16 protein-coding genes are annotated in these 16,477 nt (G+C 55.6%); 11 read left to right on the top strand and 5 right to left on the bottom strand.

All coding sequences use genetic code 11. From position 1 onward, the window contains the following. Positions 1 to 15 precede the first annotated feature (15 nt). Positions 16 to 654 carry a hypothetical protein gene (locus tag FHI25_RS06435; RefSeq protein ID WP_008888913.1) on the top strand — a complete coding sequence of 213 codons (639 nt, stop codon included), beginning with the start codon at positions 16 to 18 and terminating at the stop codon, positions 652 to 654. Between the two features lie 21 nt (positions 655 to 675). On the opposite strand, the gene FHI25_RS06430 is transcribed toward FHI25_RS06435, so the two are convergent. After that, positions 676 to 1,287: a histidine phosphatase family protein gene (locus FHI25_RS06430; RefSeq protein WP_349237973.1), complete on the bottom strand. Its 612-nt coding sequence runs from the start codon at positions 1,285 to 1,287 to the stop codon at positions 676 to 678. A 30-nt stretch (positions 1,288 to 1,317) separates the two neighbouring features. Next, positions 1,318 to 2,166: an adenosylcobinamide-GDP ribazoletransferase gene (gene cobS, locus FHI25_RS06425; RefSeq protein WP_210516102.1), complete on the bottom strand. Its 849-nt coding sequence runs from the start codon at positions 2,164 to 2,166 to the stop codon at positions 1,318 to 1,320. A 160-nt stretch (positions 2,167 to 2,326) separates the two neighbouring features. On the opposite strand from cobS, the gene cobT reads away from it, so the two are divergent. Further along, a complete protein-coding gene (gene cobT / locus FHI25_RS06420; protein ID WP_210516101.1) occupies positions 2,327 to 3,361 on the top strand; it encodes a nicotinate-nucleotide--dimethylbenzimidazole phosphoribosyltransferase in 1,035 nt (344 codons plus the stop codon). 48 nt (positions 3,362 to 3,409) lie between these two features. On the opposite strand, the gene FHI25_RS06415 is transcribed toward cobT, so the two are convergent. After that, a complete protein-coding gene (locus FHI25_RS06415; RefSeq protein WP_008888909.1) occupies positions 3,410 to 4,639 on the bottom strand; it encodes a hypothetical protein in 1,230 nt (409 codons plus the stop codon). A 234-nt stretch (positions 4,640 to 4,873) separates the two neighbouring features. On the opposite strand from FHI25_RS06415, the gene FHI25_RS06410 reads away from it, so the two are divergent. Genes FHI25_RS06410 through rfaE1 form a run of 3 tightly spaced genes read left to right on the top strand, consistent with a single transcriptional unit; the run spans position 4,874 to position 7,972 of the window. After that, the gene (locus FHI25_RS06410) at positions 4,874 to 5,830 is read left to right on the top strand and encodes a UDP-glucuronic acid decarboxylase family protein (protein WP_210516099.1); all 957 of its coding nucleotides are present in this window, start codon (positions 4,874 to 4,876) and stop codon (positions 5,828 to 5,830) included. Positions 5,831 to 5,861: 31 nt separating this feature from the next. Next, on the top strand, positions 5,862 to 6,446 hold the full coding sequence (locus FHI25_RS06405; RefSeq protein WP_210516495.1) for a D-sedoheptulose 7-phosphate isomerase: 585 nt from the start codon (positions 5,862 to 5,864) through the stop codon (positions 6,444 to 6,446). A 53-nt stretch (positions 6,447 to 6,499) separates the two neighbouring features. Beyond that, a complete protein-coding gene (rfaE1, locus tag FHI25_RS06400; RefSeq protein WP_210516097.1) occupies positions 6,500 to 7,972 on the top strand; it encodes a D-glycero-beta-D-manno-heptose-7-phosphate kinase in 1,473 nt (490 codons plus the stop codon). Here rfaE1 and FHI25_RS06395 read toward each other — a convergent pair. Further along, complete coding sequence (locus FHI25_RS06395) at positions 7,969 to 8,589, bottom strand: nucleotidyltransferase family protein (protein WP_210516095.1); 621 nt, start codon at positions 8,587 to 8,589, stop codon at positions 7,969 to 7,971. The two genes, rfaE1 and FHI25_RS06395, sit on opposite strands and share 4 nt — an antisense overlap. Then, a complete protein-coding gene (gene cbiB, locus FHI25_RS06390; protein ID WP_210516093.1) occupies positions 8,586 to 9,629 on the bottom strand; it encodes an adenosylcobinamide-phosphate synthase CbiB in 1,044 nt (347 codons plus the stop codon). Before cbiB ends, FHI25_RS06395 begins: the two co-directional genes overlap by 4 nt. A gap of 348 nt (positions 9,630 to 9,977) precedes the next feature. Between cbiB and FHI25_RS06385 the strand changes: the two genes are divergently transcribed. Genes FHI25_RS06385 through cobM form a run of 6 tightly spaced genes read left to right on the top strand, consistent with a single transcriptional unit; the run spans position 9,978 to position 16,471 of the window. Then, positions 9,978 to 11,051 carry a sirohydrochlorin chelatase gene (locus FHI25_RS06385; RefSeq protein WP_349237972.1) on the top strand — a complete coding sequence of 358 codons (1,074 nt, stop codon included), beginning with the start codon at positions 9,978 to 9,980 and terminating at the stop codon, positions 11,049 to 11,051. Between the two features lie 33 nt (positions 11,052 to 11,084). Continuing rightward, the gene (locus tag FHI25_RS06380; RefSeq protein ID WP_210516089.1) at positions 11,085 to 11,768 is read left to right on the top strand and encodes a precorrin-8X methylmutase; all 684 of its coding nucleotides are present in this window, start codon (positions 11,085 to 11,087) and stop codon (positions 11,766 to 11,768) included. Then, entirely contained in the window at positions 11,765 to 13,018 is a 1,254-nt protein-coding gene (gene cbiE, locus FHI25_RS06375) for a precorrin-6y C5,15-methyltransferase (decarboxylating) subunit CbiE (protein ID WP_210516087.1), read from the top strand. The genes FHI25_RS06380 and cbiE overlap by 4 nt, the downstream gene beginning before the upstream one ends. Further along, positions 13,015 to 13,752 (top strand): precorrin-2 C(20)-methyltransferase, encoded by a 738-nt coding sequence (cobI, locus tag FHI25_RS06370; protein ID WP_210516085.1) that lies wholly within the window; start codon positions 13,015 to 13,017, stop codon positions 13,750 to 13,752. Before cbiE ends, cobI begins: the two co-directional genes overlap by 4 nt. Beyond that, on the top strand, positions 13,749 to 15,713 hold the full coding sequence (gene cobJ, locus FHI25_RS06365) for a precorrin-3B C(17)-methyltransferase (protein ID WP_349237971.1): 1,965 nt from the start codon (positions 13,749 to 13,751) through the stop codon (positions 15,711 to 15,713). Before cobI ends, cobJ begins: the two co-directional genes overlap by 4 nt. Further along, entirely contained in the window at positions 15,710 to 16,471 is a 762-nt protein-coding gene (gene cobM / locus FHI25_RS06360) for a precorrin-4 C(11)-methyltransferase (RefSeq protein ID WP_210516081.1), read from the top strand. The genes cobJ and cobM overlap by 4 nt, the downstream gene beginning before the upstream one ends. Positions 16,472 to 16,477: the final 6 nt, after the last annotated feature.

The following is a 16,477-nucleotide window of genomic DNA, read 5'->3' as shown; positions in this document are numbered from 1 at the left end:
TCCAAAATCCGACAGATGAACGCGCCAACCTGGACCACATCGTCTCGCAAGGACATGTGGCTGGGATTGCTGGACCGTCTGAACAGTCCTGATCGGTCATTTCAGGATTTTCTTGAACAGCACGCAACCGATGGCGAGATCACTCTGGCACGGCGCGATGTGCGTGACATCTTTGCCGAGGATGCCTCAAAGGGTGTAATCGCAACTATCATTTGGTCCCATGAACGCGGGATTCGCGTCAATGCGCTGTCGTTGCTTGTGCGCGATATGCCAACCCTTGTGACCCTGATGTCGATCTCGGATTTCGGACAGGACGAGTTGAACGAGTTGCTTTCCCAGCCGGGCATTTCTGTTCCGACTGCCAGCAAGATGTTGTCTGCCTGCGGCAAAACTTATTGCGGGATGCCGGCTGCCATCATTGATGACACCATCATACAGGTAATCGAAAACGCATCCTTTGCCAGTGATTTCCCGAATGTCGCCAAACTGCGCAGTAAATCACGCAGCCGCCCGGTGCCCTATTATCAGGCCTATCTGCGCGATGTCTTCGACATCTGCGAAAAACATGATCTGAACCCGGATATGGTTGACCGCTATCTGGCAGAACACGCGCTTGATGACATGGCATCCGATATCGAGCTGGCCTCTGCCTGACGGCCCCCCCCCTTAAGCTCTTCAGAAGCGTTGATTGACAGCGGTCACGCGCCAGCCCGGTTCGTCGACCCCGTCGATATATTCAAGCGTGGTCAGGCCGAGTGTGTCGATATGAAATGCCAATGCGGTTTCAAGGGACAAACCCAGTGCATTGGCCATTATGGCGCGCACCGTTCCGCCATGAACGACGGCGACAATATCCTTGCCCGCCCAATCCGCACTCAATCGTCCAAAGACGGGGCCGACGCGGGCAACCACATCGGCAAAGCTTTCACCATTTGGGGGTTGTTGGCGGGCGAAGTCGGTCCAGAACCGTGTTGTTTCGCCCTTGGGCAAATCATTCCAGTTCTGCAGCTCCCAATCACCAAAATGCTGTTCGGCAAAGCCGCTTTCAGCCTGCGGCGTTACGTCTTTGTCCATGAAGGCCTGCAGACTGCGCGCCGTATCATGCGTACGTGAAAGATGGCTGGTCACCCAGACGGCATCACCCGGCAGTTGCCCGGCAAGGGCAGCCAGTGTCTTCTCATCGGAAAGGTCGGCAGGCATGTCACTTTGGCCATAGACCAGCCGTTTCGGATTTTGGACGGGGGCGTGACGCACCAGCCACCAGCGGGTTATTTTCGAACTGCTCACGGCATTCCTTCTTGTTGCTGTGCTGGTTGATCAAAGGACGGCAATAAACGCGATACCGACAAGCAGTTCGGTCACGATCTGGGTTGCCCCCAGGACATCCCCTGTCTGGCCGCCGATCTGCCATTTCGTGACCGCCGCGACAAGGCCAACCGCCAAAAGTCCGCCCACCAAAATGGCCATAGTCGCAAACAGACCCGATAAGACGAGCGACAGGATCAAAGCAAGGCCAATACCCAAACCGACCATCATCACATTTGGCGTTCCGGCCCCCTTGCCCAAACCATCGGCGCGCGCCGGAGGCAGGATATGCATCACGACTGGCATTGCCGCCCGTGATGTTATTGCCATCACCAGAAACAGGATCGCTGCCTGACCGGCATCGCCCGCCGCAGAAAGCAAAATCAAACGCAGGCCAAAACACAGGATCAGGGCAACAACGCCATAAGTACCAATATGGCTGTCGCGCATGATTTCAAGTTTGCGCGCACGCTCAAACCCGCCGCCAAACCCGTCGGCACAATCTGCGATGCCATCTTCATGCATTGATCCGGTCAACAAAACCATGCCTGCCAAGGCGATAATCGCAAAAATCAGGTTGTTGGCTGTCAGGGAATAGACCAGCATCGCCGGCAGCATGGCAAAACCAGCCAGCAACAAACCGACCAACGGCCAAGACCAGACCGATCTTGCAATCACCTCAGCGCGGAAATCATCGATACCCTTGACCGGAACGCGGCTCAGCAACGCCAAGGCGCGCCAGAAATCGGAAACAGGCGAAACCTCGACGGGGGCATCTGTCGCTGTGTCCGGGCCGGGCTTGTCAGATGAATCCGAGCTTTGCGTATTTGTTTCGTTTTGGTTATGATCTTTGGATAGCATAAATTTCCGATTTTCAAACTGGCAATCTGTTGCGCACAGGCCTAGTTTGGCCCGACTTCCTGAACCGCCTTGCACAATTGGTTTCCGAGCCTAATCCTTACCATCCCGGAAGCCAAGCGGAACACTAGTTAGGCACCTTTGTCGCCAGCCGGAGACCAAAATGTTCAACCCGAAACATCCGCCCCAAAATCTTGAGGAAATTCGTGCGCTTCTGGCCGAGCTTCCCGAAGTCGATCAGGAAGCGCAGGCCGCCGTGGCCCAGCGCGAACCGACATTGACCAAGCCTGCCGGATCGCTTGGACGGCTTGAGGATTTCAGCCTTTGGCTGGCAGGTTGGCAAGCAACATCACGCCCACGCATGTCGCGCCCGCGCGTTACGGTTTTTGCCGGCAGTCACGGTGTCGTTGCGCAGGGCGTTTCGGCCTTCCCGGCGAGCGTGAACCAGCAGATGGTGGAAAACTTCATCAATGGCGGGGCTGCGATCAACCAGATTTGCAAGTCTGTCGATGCCGAACTCCGCGTCATGGAAGTCGCCCTTGAAATCCCAACCAACGACTTTTCCCACGAACCGGCGATGGATGACGAAGGCTGTGCCGAGGCGATGGCCTTTGGCATGAGTGCAATTGAAAAGGGACTGGATCTTTTTGTTCCCGGTGAAATGGGCATTGGCAACACCACATCGGCGGCGGCAATTTCCCATGCACTTTATGGCGGGAATGCTTCGGACTGGACCGGCCGGGGAACCGGGATTGATGACTCTACCCTTGACCGCAAGACGCGCGTCGTCGGTGATGCCATCATCCTGCATAAAAACCAGATGCATGACGGATTGGATGTTCTGCGCTGTGTTGGCGGACGCGAAATTGCTGCTATGGCCGGTGCCATAATTGCAGCGCGCTTTGCACGGGTTCCGATATTGCTTGATGGGTATGTATCCTGTGCGGCGGCAGCTGTTCTGGCTGCGATGCGCGCCGATGCACTTGATCATTGTCTGGTTGGGCATATATCGGCAGAACCGGGACATGCGCGACTGATTGAAAAACTTGGCAAAGAAGCACTGATCAATTTCGGCATGCGCCTTGGTGAAGGATCGGGTGCAGCACTTGCCATCCCGCTTTTACGCGCGGCCGCAGAATGCCACACCGGCATGGCGACCTTTGAAAAAGCCGGGATTGATGGCAAGGAAGAGGCCTGATCCTCAGCCTTACAAGTGAAATCACCCAATAGCGTCAGCAATCTGGCGCTATTTTTTTGTCCGTTCGTTCATCAGATGCTCAACATGGCGACCTTGGAACATGGTGATATTGATCGAATGACCAAACTTGATGGCGCGTTCGTCATCACAACGGCACAAAATAACGCGGGTATCGCCGGACTCTGCCACAGCGGCGCGCATGGCTTCGCGATGCTCTTCATCCATGTTTTCCATTTCCGGATCCCAGAGCATCTTGATCATATCAACGCCAAGCTTGTTGCGGTTGATATAGGGCAGGGACAGATAACTGATGCCGTCGATACAGATGCGATAGCCCCGATCACGGCAGAAATCGCGGGCAAAGAAGAATGCCCCAAGGTCGGCAAAGATATCGATTTTCTGGAGCTCAAGCACGATTGTCCCGCGCTGCCCGGCCTTGACGTTACTATCGAACGTCAGGAAGTCCGGTGACAACAGTGTTGAGACGTTCAAATTGATGCTGACTGACCCGGTCACTGACGCATCATTGGAGCGTGTTAAAAGCGACAGCATGCGCCGATCCAGAATTTCAGTCAGATGCTGAAACAGCCAGCGGTTCGAGAGAACATTGACATCTGGCAGCAGCGTATCTTGCAAATCCTTGATCGAGATGAACAATTCATGAAACACCGGTGTCGGGTTCGCATCACCCACCACGGCACAAATGGCCTGTCGACGCATCAGGTTGGACAGATCCGCACGCCGCAGCGATTCATCGATGCGCCCTAAGATCTTCGGGGTCAGCGGCGCACGATCATCGCTGAGTTCGGGATGGTCATTGTGGCGCTCGGCTGCCTTGCTGACGATTTTGGGTCGATTGGCGTTGGCGCGGACCAGCAACTGTGTCAGATGCAGGAATTCTTTATATTGCTGCCCGACATCGAAATAGTCGGTAAAGGTCGCGGGCGCGCCGCTTTCATCCTTGCCATCACTGATCAAAGGATCGTCGTTAAACAGGAATTTGAGCCGGAAAATGACGGCATTCACCTCGTCCATCTCTGCGGCATCAAAGATGAAAATCAGATCCTGGTTGGACAGGGTAAAAATACGCCCTGTGACTTCCGGGACGATTTCTTCAAACGCCGTAATCGCCGTACGGATGTGATGGTCACGCCGGTTAAACGGCAGCAATTTGGAAAAATGCACATGAATCGCCCCAACGCCGTCCTTGCGCCGCTCAAGGCGTCGCACATAGTCAACGAGGAAGGCTTCGGGCGATGGAAGTGAACTATCAGACATAAATGCAATGACCAGAGAATTGTTTCGACGGAATCACAGCCGCTAATTTGCCCGAACCACGATAACGCCGGTGCATTAACAGGTTATGTATTTAGCATTCATGCATATTGAAACCAAACCCGAATATCGGGGAATTTCAGACACGTCCAAGAAAAGATAAGTCGTAGCTTTCCGCCATCCAAGCTGCTAGTTTCAGCCCGTTTTGATTTCAGAGTAACTAAGGTCAGAGACGATATGTGGCGACGCAAGCGCATTTTGGTAACCGGTGGCGCAGGTTTTTTGGGCTCGCATCTTTGTGAACGCTTGCTGAACGAGGGCAATGACGTTCTGTGCGTCGACAATTTCTTCACTGGCACCAAGGACAACATTGTCCATCTTCTCGATAAACCGCATTTCGAGCTGATGCGCCACGATGTTACCTTCCCGCTCTATCTTGAAGTCGACGAGATTTACAACCTTGCGTGCCCGGCATCGCCGATCCATTACCAGCACGATCCGGTCCAGACGACCAAAACCAGTGTACATGGTGCGATCAACATGCTGGGTCTTGCCAAACGCGTTGGCGCCAAGATTTTCCAGGCCTCGACCAGCGAGGTTTATGGCGATCCTGAAGTCCATCCGCAGACCGAAGATTACCGCGGCAATGTCAATCCGATCGGCCCGCGCGCCTGTTATGACGAAGGCAAGCGCTGTGCTGAAACGCTGTTCTTTGATTACCACCGCCAGCATGGTCTGGATATCAAGGTCGCCCGTATCTTCAACACCTATGGCCCGCGCATGCATCCGCAGGACGGCCGTGTGGTATCGAACTTCATCATCCAGGCGCTGCATGGCGAAGACATCACCATTTACGGTGACGGCCAACAAACCCGATCCTTCTGCTTCTATACTGACCTGATCGAGGGTTTTGTTCGCCTGATGGCAACCGATCAATCGGTTACCGGGCCGATGAACCTTGGCAACCCATATGAGATCACTATTCGTGAGTTGGCAGAACGCGTCATTGAGATGACCGGCGCCAAATCAAAGCTGATCTTCAAAGACCTTCCGGCCGATGACCCTCTGCAACGCAAGCCCGACATTACCTTTGCCCGAAACACACTTGATGGCTGGGAACCGACTGTAAGCCTTGAAGATGGCCTCGGCTCGACAATTGAGTATTTCCGCAATCTGATTGCGAAACACGGCTAATACGACGACTTCTTTTGGATTTGGACGCGTGATGGATATCAAAGCCTTTTTCGATGCCGAGTTTGACGAGCATCTTGATCTGGTCAACACGACCCGTGAAGCCACCCGCGATGCCTTTATCGAACTGGTCGAGATTTGCACCGACGCCCTAAATGACGGCAACAAATTGCTGTTTTTCGGCAATGGCGGGTCGGCCGCGGACGCACAGCATATCGCAACCGAATTCACGGTTCGCTATATCAATGACCGTCGCGCGCTTCCAGCGATTGCGCTGACCACAGACAGCTCGGCCTTGACCGCGATCGGCAATGATTTCGGGTTTGATCACCTGTTTTCACGCCAGATCGAGGCGCTTGGCAATCCGGATGATGTTGCGATTGGCATTTCAACATCCGGCAACAGCAAGAACGTCAATCTTGGTTTGGCCAAGGCCAAAGAAATAGGTCTGATTGCGACCGGCTGGACTGGGAAGACCGGTGGTGACATGGTTGATCTGTGTGATCCACTGATGATCGTGCCGAGCAACACCACAGCCCGCATCCAGGAAATGCATATCCAGATTGGCCAGATGCTGGTCGGTGCGCTTGAACATACGCTTGGCCTGACGAAAAAATAACCGGCGGGCCGCAAAGCCGCCTGAATACCCTTACAGCATAAAGAACTGCGCCCATGACCGATCTTAGCCATCTGGCCCGACAGGTTGAACAACTGACTGATGCCAAAGTCCTTTGCATTGGCGATGTCATGCTTGACCGGTTTGTCTACGGTTCGGTCACCCGCATCTCGCCCGAGGCGCCTATCCCCGTCATCCGGGTTGAGCGCGAAAGCGCCATGCTTGGGGGTGCCGGTAACGTCACGCGCAACGCAACAGCCCTGGGCGCATTGGTTCAGTTCCTGTCGCTTGTTGGCGACGATCTGCCCGGCCGCGAAGTTATGGAATATGTCGCCGCTGACAAGGGTGTTGAGCCCTATATCCAGACCGAGCGCAACCGTCCGACAACGATCAAAACCCGCTATATCGCGGGCGGGCAGCAATTGTTGCGATCTGACAATGAAACCACCAGCGCCATTGCACCAGCATCGATTAGCAATCTTTCGACACTCGCAGGTCAGCTGGCAGGGGATGTTGCAGCGATCATTCTGTCTGACTATGGCAAGGGTGTCTTGCATGCCGATGTCGTTGCAGCCGCGATCAAGGCAGCACGCGCAGCCGGAAAACCCGTCATCGTCGATCCAAAGGGCAATGATTACAGCATCTATCGTGGTGCCACAGTGGTGACGCCGAACCGCGCAGAGGCCGAAGCAGCCACCGGCATTGCCATAAACAGCGACGAAGATGCCATCGCCGCCGCGACCAAGATCATTACCGAATGCGGGGTCGAGAATGTCCTGCTTACCCGCAGTCAGGATGGCATGACCCTTGTCACCAAAGATGGCGAGGCTTTGCACCTGCCAACAGAAGCCCGCGAAGTATTCGACGTTTCGGGTGCCGGTGACACGGTCGTTGCCTGCCTCGCATCGGCTGTCGCGGCCGGATCAAGCCTTGCCGATGCAGCCCGTATTGCCAATGTCGCTGCCGGTATCGTGGTCGGCAAGATCGGGACCGCGGTTGTTTATCCGGACGAGCTGATTTCCACCTTACATCACCATGATCTAATGATCGGTGAAGCCAAACTGATGCCGCTTGATCGCATGGTCGATCGCGCAGAACGCTGGCGACGCAAGGGATACACGGTCGGTTTTACCAATGGCTGTTTTGATCTGTTGCATCCAGGCCACCTCAGCCTGCTCAAACAGGCCCGCGCAAATTGCGACCGGCTTATTGTCGGGTTGAATTCAGATGCGTCTGTCAAACGCCTTAAGGGCGAAGCCCGTCCGGTCCAGTCCGAGGCCGCACGTGCAGCCGTACTTGGGTCGCTTGAAGCCGTCAGTGGTGTCGTGATCTTTGGCGAGGACACTCCGATTGAACTGATCACGGCGATCAAACCAGACATTCTGGTCAAGGGTGCGGATTACACCATCGACAAGGTCGTTGGTGCCGAAATCGTTCATGGCTATGGCGGCAAGGTGGTTCTGGCCAACCTTGAAGACGGATTTTCCACCACATCGACCATCGCACGGATGAATAAAGCCAAAGACTAGTCTTTGCCGTCTAGCCAGGGTGAGATGGTCAGATCGGGCCAGATTTTCTGCCAGCGGGCAACCTTGGCCGCATAGACCTTTTTGACCGGCAAAACCTTGTTCGGGATGATGCGACCTTCCATCACAGCAGAAAGACCAAACGGCGCATAGATGCGATAGGCGTCTGGTCCATCTCCGCCTGCCTCCTTGCGCACGCCAATGGCAGTTGTCTGATAGGCAAACCGGTCAATGCCATCACTGGAAGCCGTCACAGCACCATAAGGCACACCGAACTTTTCCGGATACCAGATCGGCACACGCGCCTGATTGCGGATTTCAACGGAAACCGGGATATCAGAAAACAGTTCAGTGCCTTGGGCGATCACATGATCTTCCGCCTGCCATGACGTATCGGGATCGAAATAAAAAAGATCATAATCAGCAATATCGGAACCCGGGGCACGATTGACCGTGATGTTCCAGATCGTCTGTGCAAGGCATCCGGCGGTCAGCCACCAGTCTTTAATTCCGCAGGCTGAAAACCGGTCGAGAATGATTTGGTTGGTGCGGTTTTGCAGGATCCCTTCAAGGAACTCGCGGCCAAAAGGAATATCAGTGGCACGCTGCCCGGCACTCATAGCCCGACCCAGAGAACTTTAAGAACAATCGGCCATGCCGCATTGATCAGGCATGAGGTCGTAAAAAGCCTCAGCGCACGGTCGATATCAAACGCGGTCAGATCGGAACGACCGTTGCCAATATAAGGATCATCGACCATTTCGCTGCCATATTGGCGCGGCCCGGCAAGGACGATTTCAAGCGCGCCAGCGAAGGCTGCTTCCTGCCAACCGGCATTGGGCGATTTATGCTTCTTTGCATCTGACACCATGGTCTGCCAGGCAGCTTTGCCACTTGTTTTCTTACCGATCACGGCGGCAAGGCAAATCACACCACCGGCAATCCGTGCGGGGATAAAGTTCGCAACGTCATCAAGTCGCGCGGCGAACCTACCGAAATAAAGATAGCGTTCGTTGCGATGACCAATCATAGAATCAAGTGTGTTGATCGCCTTATAGGCGCAAATACCAATCGGCCCACCGACCACGTACCAGAATAGTGGCGCGACCACCCCGTCTGAAAAGTTTTCAGCACAGCTTTCAATCGCTGCCCGGCTGATGCCTGCTTCATCGAGCGTATCGGGGTTGCGCCCGACGATCATCGAAACCGCCTTGCGGCCGCCAGCGATGCCATCTTTTTTAAGCGCGTTCGAGACGGCTTTGACATGCTGATAAAGGCCTTTTTGGGCAATCAGAACCGCCAGCAAAAGAACTTCGGGCGCTCTGAAAACGTCACCAAGTGATGAGACAAACTGCACCGCACCACCGAAAGCCGCTGCGACCGCAATCACAATCAGACTGGTCACAGCACCGCGTAAAAGTCGGTCCGGGTTGCTGCGGTCTGTGCGGTTCAGGCGCCTTTCGAACCACGCAATCAAATTGCCAATCCAGACCACCGGGTGCCCGATCCGGCTAAACAGCCACGGGAAGTCACCAAACACCGCATCCAGCAGCAGTGCCAGCACCAGCATTGAAAAAAGCGGCCCGAAAAACGCAGGTTCCGGGATCAGAAAATCGGTGAATGTCGGTTCCATGGCGGCAATGTGCGCGGTGATCGCCAACCCGTCAATCAGAATGACATGGTAGACACATAAGCCAACTTGATGCTGCGAAATTTGCCATCGGGTTTTGGGTTTGATAAAGAAATTTCATACGAATTTTTATTTTATCATAACTTATGTTGGTCAATCCTGTTTGCCCGGCAGTGCGTAACGCAAAACACCGCAACCTGATCAACCGCCATAACCGAAGGACTGGCCACCGCCCACAACATATTCGATACCGGACCATAACCGGCCCACAATAAGTAGTATTTTCATCACCCAAGCCACTTGTGCACCCTCTTGGCGTAGCTGCCGCTTGCATTCCGCAAGCCAATCGGTGAAAACGGGGGTGGCATCGGGTACCGCATGGCAACAATGTCATGTGAAGAACACCATCAAAGAGAGACAAAGGAGCAGCCTTTTATGTCCCCCAAAGGCGCAGTAATGATTTGCGGTCATGGTTCGCGCGACGAACGCGCGGTTTCACAGTTCAACGCTATGGTTGAAGCTATGAAACAGACCCACCTGGCCGACTACGATGTCGAAAGCGGCTTTCTCGAATTTGCCCACCCGATCCTGCGTGATGGTTTTGAAAAGCTCAAAGCCATGGGCCACAAGAAAATCTACGCCCTTCCAGGTATGCTGTTTGCCGCCGGTCACGTCAAAAACGACCTGCCGAGCGAAGTGAACAATTTCGCTCATGAAAATCCCGATATCGAAGTGCTGTTTGGTCGCGATCTTGCCATTGATCCAAAGCTTCTGATGGCGGCAAAGGAACGTATCGAAGAAGCGCTTGAAGGTGCCAATGACAGCATTGAGCGCAAAGACACCCTGTTGATGGTGGTCGGGCGTGGCACCAATGACCCGGACGCCAATTCCAATGTCTACAAGGTTGCCCGTATGCTTCAGGAAGGCATGGGCTTTGGCCGTACCGAAATCAGCTATTCCGGTGTTGCCCATCCGCGCGTCAATGCGGGCCTGCGCGAGGCGATGAAACTGGGATACAAGCGCGTTGTCGTCTTCCCGTATTTCCTGTTTGCCGGCATTCTGATTGACCGCATCTATAGCCATACCGACGAAGTCGCGGCGGAATTTGGTGATGTCGAGTTCATCAAGGCAGGCTACCTCAAAGACCATCCAATGGTGCTTGAAAGCTTTGCCGAACGTCTGACCGAGATTGATACCGGCGACAACAATATGAACTGCCAGCTTTGCAAGTATCGTGAGCAGATCATTGGCTATGAAGGCGATGTCGGAACCCCGCAGGTCGGTCACCATCACCATGTGATGGGCATCGGCACCGACGGGCATAGCCATGATCATGGGCACCACCACCATCATGGCCATAGCCATGGACATCATCATCACGGTCATGGCCATGATCACGGGCACAGCCACGCCCATGATCACGACGATGCGAAGAAACCGACCGGTTCCTGACCGGTCGATCCATGTCCCCTGAAAGGCGCGGCAATGTTTGACTATCTGCGTGACCCGCAGGAAATCTATGCCAAAAGCTTTGCGACCATCGAGGCGGAGGCAGAGCTTGCGCGCTTTTCAGAGGATGAACGCCCGATCGCCATACGCATTATTCATGCCTGTGGCATGGTTGAAATGGCTGACCAGATTGCCTTTGGCGGAGATGTTGCCGGCACCGCAACCGCAGCACTCCGGGCCGGAAAGCCCATCTTGTGTGATGCGGAAATGGTCCGCCATGGCATCATTTCCCGACTTTTGCCCACCGAAAACGAGGTGTTGTGCACCTTGAATGACAGCGACACACATGGTCTTGCGGCCAAGCTGGCAACCACGCGGTCTGCCGTTGCTGTCGAGGGCTGGAGCGATCATATCGAAGACGCAATAATCGCCATTGGCAATGCCCCGACCGCACTTTTCCATTTGCTTGAAGCCATCCATGACGGCCGCATGGCCAAGCCTGCCGTGATCATTGGTATGCCCGTCGGGTTTGTTGGTGCGGTCGAAAGCAAGGAAGCCCTGATTTCGCACGCAAACGGCATTCCTTTTGTCACGCTGCGTGGCCGGTTTGGCGGCAGTGCGGTAACCGCGGCCACAGTCAATGCATTGGCGCGCATGGCACGTGATGATGGTGCCACACCCGACGGTACGCTTGAGCGCAAGAAAGGCGGGTTGTCATGAATGAACAATCCCCGATCAAGGGCCGGATCACGGTTATTGGTATTGGCGAGGACGGGTATGATGGACTATCACCGCTTGCCCGCCAGATCCTTGAAAAAGCCAGCATCATATTTGGCGGCACGCGCCATATCGCCATGCTGCCCGGCACCAACACCGCGACCCAGAACAAGTGGATCACCCCGTTTGAGGCCAACCTGCCCCTGATTGAGGATTGCCTTGATCAGAACCCGGTGGTTCTGGCAAGTGGGGATCCGATGTATTTCGGTGTTGGCAATACACTGATCAACTATTTCGGAACCGAACCGGTTCATGCGATCCCGGCGCCTTCGAGTATTTCACTGGCAGCTTCGCGCCTTGGCTGGCCCCTTGCAGATTGTAATGTCATTACCCTGCATGGTCGCGATCCGGAAAGCCTGCGCGCCCATTTGCGCCCGCATGGCAAGCTGATCGCGCTGAGTGCTGATGGATCAACCCCGGCTCTGGTTGCTGTCATGCTGTGTGAGGCCGGTTTTGATCAAAGCCGTATGTCAGTATGCGAACGGCTTGGTGGTCCGGAAGAACGCATTACCACCCAGACCGCACAAACATGGCAGGCACGGGCAACATCCATGCCCGATATCAAACCGATTGATCCGCTCAACCTGATCATGATTGATCTGGAAGCCGGACCAAATGCCAAACCACTGCCCAAGGGCCCCGGTCTTCCTGATGATGCCTTTGTCCATGACGGCATGATCACCAAATCCGAGATCCGCGCGCAAACGCTGTCCTCGCTCGCCCCGTTCAAGGGTGGCGTGCTTTGGGATCTGGGGGCTGGATGTGGAACCATATCGATTGAATGGAAACGCATGGGTGGTCTGGCGGTTGCGATTGAACGCGACGCTGAACGCTGCGCCCTGATACAAAAAAATGCCATCCGGCTTGGCGTACCAACCCTGGCAGTCGAACAAAAATCCATCGAAGAGGCCCTTACCTTTGCTGATCGCCTGCCCAGGCCTGATGCCATTTTTATCGGCGGCGGGATCACCATTGATGGTCTGCTTGATACCTGTTGGGATTTGCTACCGCGTCATGGTCGGCTGGTGGCTAACACCGTGACACTCGAAGGCGAAGAAAAATTATTACGGTTTTACAATAAAAACGGTGGCAGCTTGTCGCGCCTGTCGATTTCACGACTGGTGCCACGCGGCGGCTTCAAGGGCTGGAGCAACCTTGCCCCGGTCACCCATTACCTCGGAGTAAAAGCATGAGTGCGGAATTTCCCGCAAGCGATAGCCTTCCGGTTGCCGGAACGGCCTATGGCCTTGGTATCGGACCGGGCGAGCCTGATCTGATCACGCTTAAGGCCTATAACATCCTGCAAAAGGCCGATGTGATCGCCTATCCCGCGCTGGAAGATGGCGTCAGCCTTGCGCGTCAGATCGTTGATCGGCATATCCCGGAAGGCCGCATCGAAATAGCCATTCGCATCGAAATGGGCAAACCGGCCGATCCGATCTACGACGCGGCTGCCATCGAAATCGGCAAGCATCTGGCAGATGGCAAAACCGTTGCCGTTCTGTGCGAGGGTGACCCGTTCTTTTACGGCAGCTTCATGTATCTGTTTGGCCGTTTGGCCGAGGCCGGGCACCCGGTCAAAACCGTTCCCGGTGTAAGCTCCATGATGGCCTGTGCCGCCCAGCTTGGCGCGCCATTGGCCGCCAAGAACGACGTGTTGCAAGTCATCCCGGGACCGCTTGATGCCGACCGCCTGCGTGAACAGCTGGCCAAGACAGATGCGGCCGCCATCATCAAGCTTGGTCGTCATTTCGCCAAGGTTCGCGGTGTGATCAACGAACTCGGGCTTACGGATCGGGCGCGCTATATCGAACGTGCGACGCTTGAAACCCAAAAAATGGTCCCGCTTGGCGAACTGCCCGCCGACGCCAAGGCACCGTATTTTTCCATGATCCTGATCCACCGTCGCGGAGACGCATGGCGATGACCGCCCAGAACACCCAGAATAAAACCGCGTTGCCAACTGCACCAATTGCCCCTATTGCGGTCATCTGCCTGACACAGCGCGCCCTTCCGACCGCACGAAAAATTGCATCCAGCCTGCAGGGTGCATCGGTGCATGGCCTGCGCACACGCGTGTCGGTCAAGGATGTTGATGTCGCGTTTGATGATACCATTGCGCATCTGCAACAAACCTTTTCATCCGATCATGTCATCATTGGGGTCTGTGCATCAGGCATTCTGATCCGCGCACTTGCACCGCTTTTGGCAGGCAAATGGCAGGACGCTGCCGTGCTTGCCGTTGATGAAGCCGGTGATAACTTCATCCCGCTTTTGGGCGGGCATCATGGCGGGAACCGACTGGCGCGCGATCTGGCTGATCGTCTTGGTGGCAATGCCGCCATCACCACGCCGGGCGATGCGATGCTGGGCCTTGCGCTTGATGAGCCGCCTGTTGGCTGGACACTTGGCACGCCCGAAACCGTCAAACCGGCCACAGCGGCCCTTTTGGCCGGTGCCTCTGCCCGAATTGAGGTTGAGGCAGGCTCGGCCGCGTGGTTGACCAATAGTGCAATTGCCCAGTCCGAAGATGGCAGCATCCTGATCACCGCCACCGCCCGCGAAGGTGCCAATGAAGATGCGATCAGCGATGGTGCTGAAACCGCAATTACCTATCACCCGCCGGTCCTGGCACTTGGTGTCGGCTGTGAGCGCGGCTGCCCGGCCGATGATCTTTATGATCTGGTGATGGAAACACTGGCTGGTCAGTGCCTGAGCCCGAAGGCCATTGCCTGTGTGACCTCGATCGATCTGAAGGCCGATGAGGCCGCAGTCCACGAACTGGCGCAACGTCTGGGCGTTCCGGCCCGGTTCTTTGATGCCCAAACCCTTGAGGCCGAGGCAGACCGTCTGGTAACGCCATCAGACGTCGTGTTTGCAGAAACCGGCTGCCATGGTGTGGCCGAGGGTGCGGCACTGGCAACGGTCGGTCCGAACGGCAAGCTGATTGTTCCCAAACACAAAACCAAGAAGTCCACCTGTGCCGTCGCCCTGTCACAGGATGACATCATCCCCGAGAACGTCGGCACAGCGCAGGGCAGGCTTTCGATTGTTGGCATCGGTCCGGGCCAGATCGGCTGGCGCAGCCCAGAGGCCACCGCCCTGATCAGTCGCGCAACCGATATCGTCGGCTATCAGATGTATCTTGATCTGCTTGGCCCGCTGATTGACGGCAAGGATTGCCATCATTCCGATCTTGGTGCCGAAGAAGCCCGTGCGCGCCACGCGCTTGAGCTGGCCGCGACCGGTAAGGACGTTGCCCTGATCGGGTCGGGGGATGCCGGCATCTACGCGCTGGCGACACTGGTGTTTGAGCTGTTGGATCGTGAAGACCGCGCGGACTGGAACCGGGTTGCGGTTCAGGTTTCGCCGGGTATTTCCGCCCTTCAGGCGGCGGCATCACGCATTGGCGCGCCGCTGGGTCATGATTTCTGTGCGATTTCGCTTTCTGACCTTTTGACACCGCGCGAAGACATCCTGCGCCGTCTGAAATCAGCAGCCGAAGGCGATTTCGTAATTGCTTTCTATAACCCGGTTTCCAAGCGCCGCCGCGATCTTTTGGCCAAGGCGCGTGATATCCTGCTTGAACATCGAAATGCAGACACCCCGGTGGTTCTGGGCCGTCAACTTGGCCGCCCGAACGAGGAAATTACGGTTGTTCCGCTTTCGAAACTAGAAGTCGATATGGTCGATATGCTGACCACGGTTCTGGTCGGATCAAGCAATAGCCGCCACATCACCCGCGGCGAGAACGAATGGGTCTATACCCCGCGCGGCTATGCCAAAAAGGGCCCGGATGCAGCCAAGGCCCCGGTTCTGAGCACATCTTTTCACAGCAGCACTGATACTTCCAAAAACGACACTTCCAAGAAAGGCGGGACAGAATGACTGTTCATTTCATTGGCGCTGGTCCTGGTGCCCCGGACCTGATCACTGTGCGCGGCCTGCGCCTGATCGAAAAATGCCCGGTCTGCCTTTATGCTGGATCGCTGGTGCCCGAAGAAATCGTCACAAGCGCCCCGGAGGGTGCCCGCGTAATTGATACGGCCCCGATGAACCTTGATGAAATCATAGCCGAAATCGAGGACGCCCACGCCAAGGGACAGGATGTGGCAAGGGTGCATTCCGGTGATCCGTCAATTTACGGCGCAATTGCCGAACAGATCCGCCGTCTGGATGACCTTGGTATTCCCTATGACATTACACCGGGTGTTTCGGCCTATGCCGCGACGGCTGCTGAAATTGGCGCGGAACTGACCCTGCCCGATATTTCCCAGACCGTGATCCTGACCCGAACCGCCATGCGGTCGTCCAGCATGCCAGAAGGCGAGAGCCTTGCTGAACTTGGCAAGTCGCGCGCGACGCTGGCGGTGCATCTGTCGATCAACAACCTGGCCAATGTGGTGCGCGATCTGACCCCGCATTACGGCGAAGACTGCCCGGTTGTGATTGCCTATCGCGTGACCTGGCCCGACCAGCAATTCATTTTTGGCACCCTTGGCGATATCCGGGCCAAGGTCAAAGGCAGTGGTATCACCCGTACGGCCCTGATCATGGTGGGGGAGGTTTTCGGTCGGAAAGATTTTACCGACTCTAGACTTTATGCCGCCGATCACACGCACGTTCTGCGCCCGGCAAAAGCATGATCTGAT

It is taken from the genome of Thalassospira sp. ER-Se-21-Dark, assembly GCF_017922435.1.
Lineage (GTDB): Bacteria > Pseudomonadota > Alphaproteobacteria > Rhodospirillales > Thalassospiraceae > Thalassospira.
This window is presented reverse-complemented; position numbering and strand designations above follow the sequence as displayed.

What these genes read in the sequence shown, in the direction of transcription:
- FHI25_RS06435 (WP_008888913.1), top strand. Translation starts at nt 16, where the DNA reads ATGAACGCGCCAACCTGGACCACATCGTCTCGCAAGGACATGTGGCTG.
- cobS (WP_210516102.1), bottom strand. Translation starts at nt 2,166, where the DNA reads ATGCTATCCAAAGATCATAACCAAAACGAAACAAATACGCAAAGCTCG.
- cobT (WP_210516101.1), top strand. Translation starts at nt 2,327, where the DNA reads ATGTTCAACCCGAAACATCCGCCCCAAAATCTTGAGGAAATTCGTGCG.
- FHI25_RS06415 (WP_008888909.1), bottom strand. Translation starts at nt 4,639, where the DNA reads ATGTCTGATAGTTCACTTCCATCGCCCGAAGCCTTCCTCGTTGACTAT.
- FHI25_RS06410 (WP_210516099.1), top strand. Translation starts at nt 4,874, where the DNA reads ATGTGGCGACGCAAGCGCATTTTGGTAACCGGTGGCGCAGGTTTTTTG.
- FHI25_RS06405 (WP_210516495.1), top strand. Translation starts at nt 5,862, where the DNA reads ATGGATATCAAAGCCTTTTTCGATGCCGAGTTTGACGAGCATCTTGAT.
- rfaE1 (WP_210516097.1), top strand. Translation starts at nt 6,500, where the DNA reads ATGACCGATCTTAGCCATCTGGCCCGACAGGTTGAACAACTGACTGAT.
- FHI25_RS06395 (WP_210516095.1), bottom strand. Translation starts at nt 8,589, where the DNA reads ATGAGTGCCGGGCAGCGTGCCACTGATATTCCTTTTGGCCGCGAGTTC.
- FHI25_RS06385 (WP_349237972.1), top strand. Translation starts at nt 9,978, where the DNA reads ATGGCAACAATGTCATGTGAAGAACACCATCAAAGAGAGACAAAGGAG.
- FHI25_RS06380 (WP_210516089.1), top strand. Translation starts at nt 11,085, where the DNA reads ATGTTTGACTATCTGCGTGACCCGCAGGAAATCTATGCCAAAAGCTTT.
- cbiE (WP_210516087.1), top strand. Translation starts at nt 11,765, where the DNA reads ATGAATGAACAATCCCCGATCAAGGGCCGGATCACGGTTATTGGTATT.
- cobI (WP_210516085.1), top strand. Translation starts at nt 13,015, where the DNA reads ATGAGTGCGGAATTTCCCGCAAGCGATAGCCTTCCGGTTGCCGGAACG.
- cobJ (WP_349237971.1), top strand. Translation starts at nt 13,749, where the DNA reads ATGACCGCCCAGAACACCCAGAATAAAACCGCGTTGCCAACTGCACCA.
- cobM (WP_210516081.1), top strand. Translation starts at nt 15,710, where the DNA reads ATGACTGTTCATTTCATTGGCGCTGGTCCTGGTGCCCCGGACCTGATC.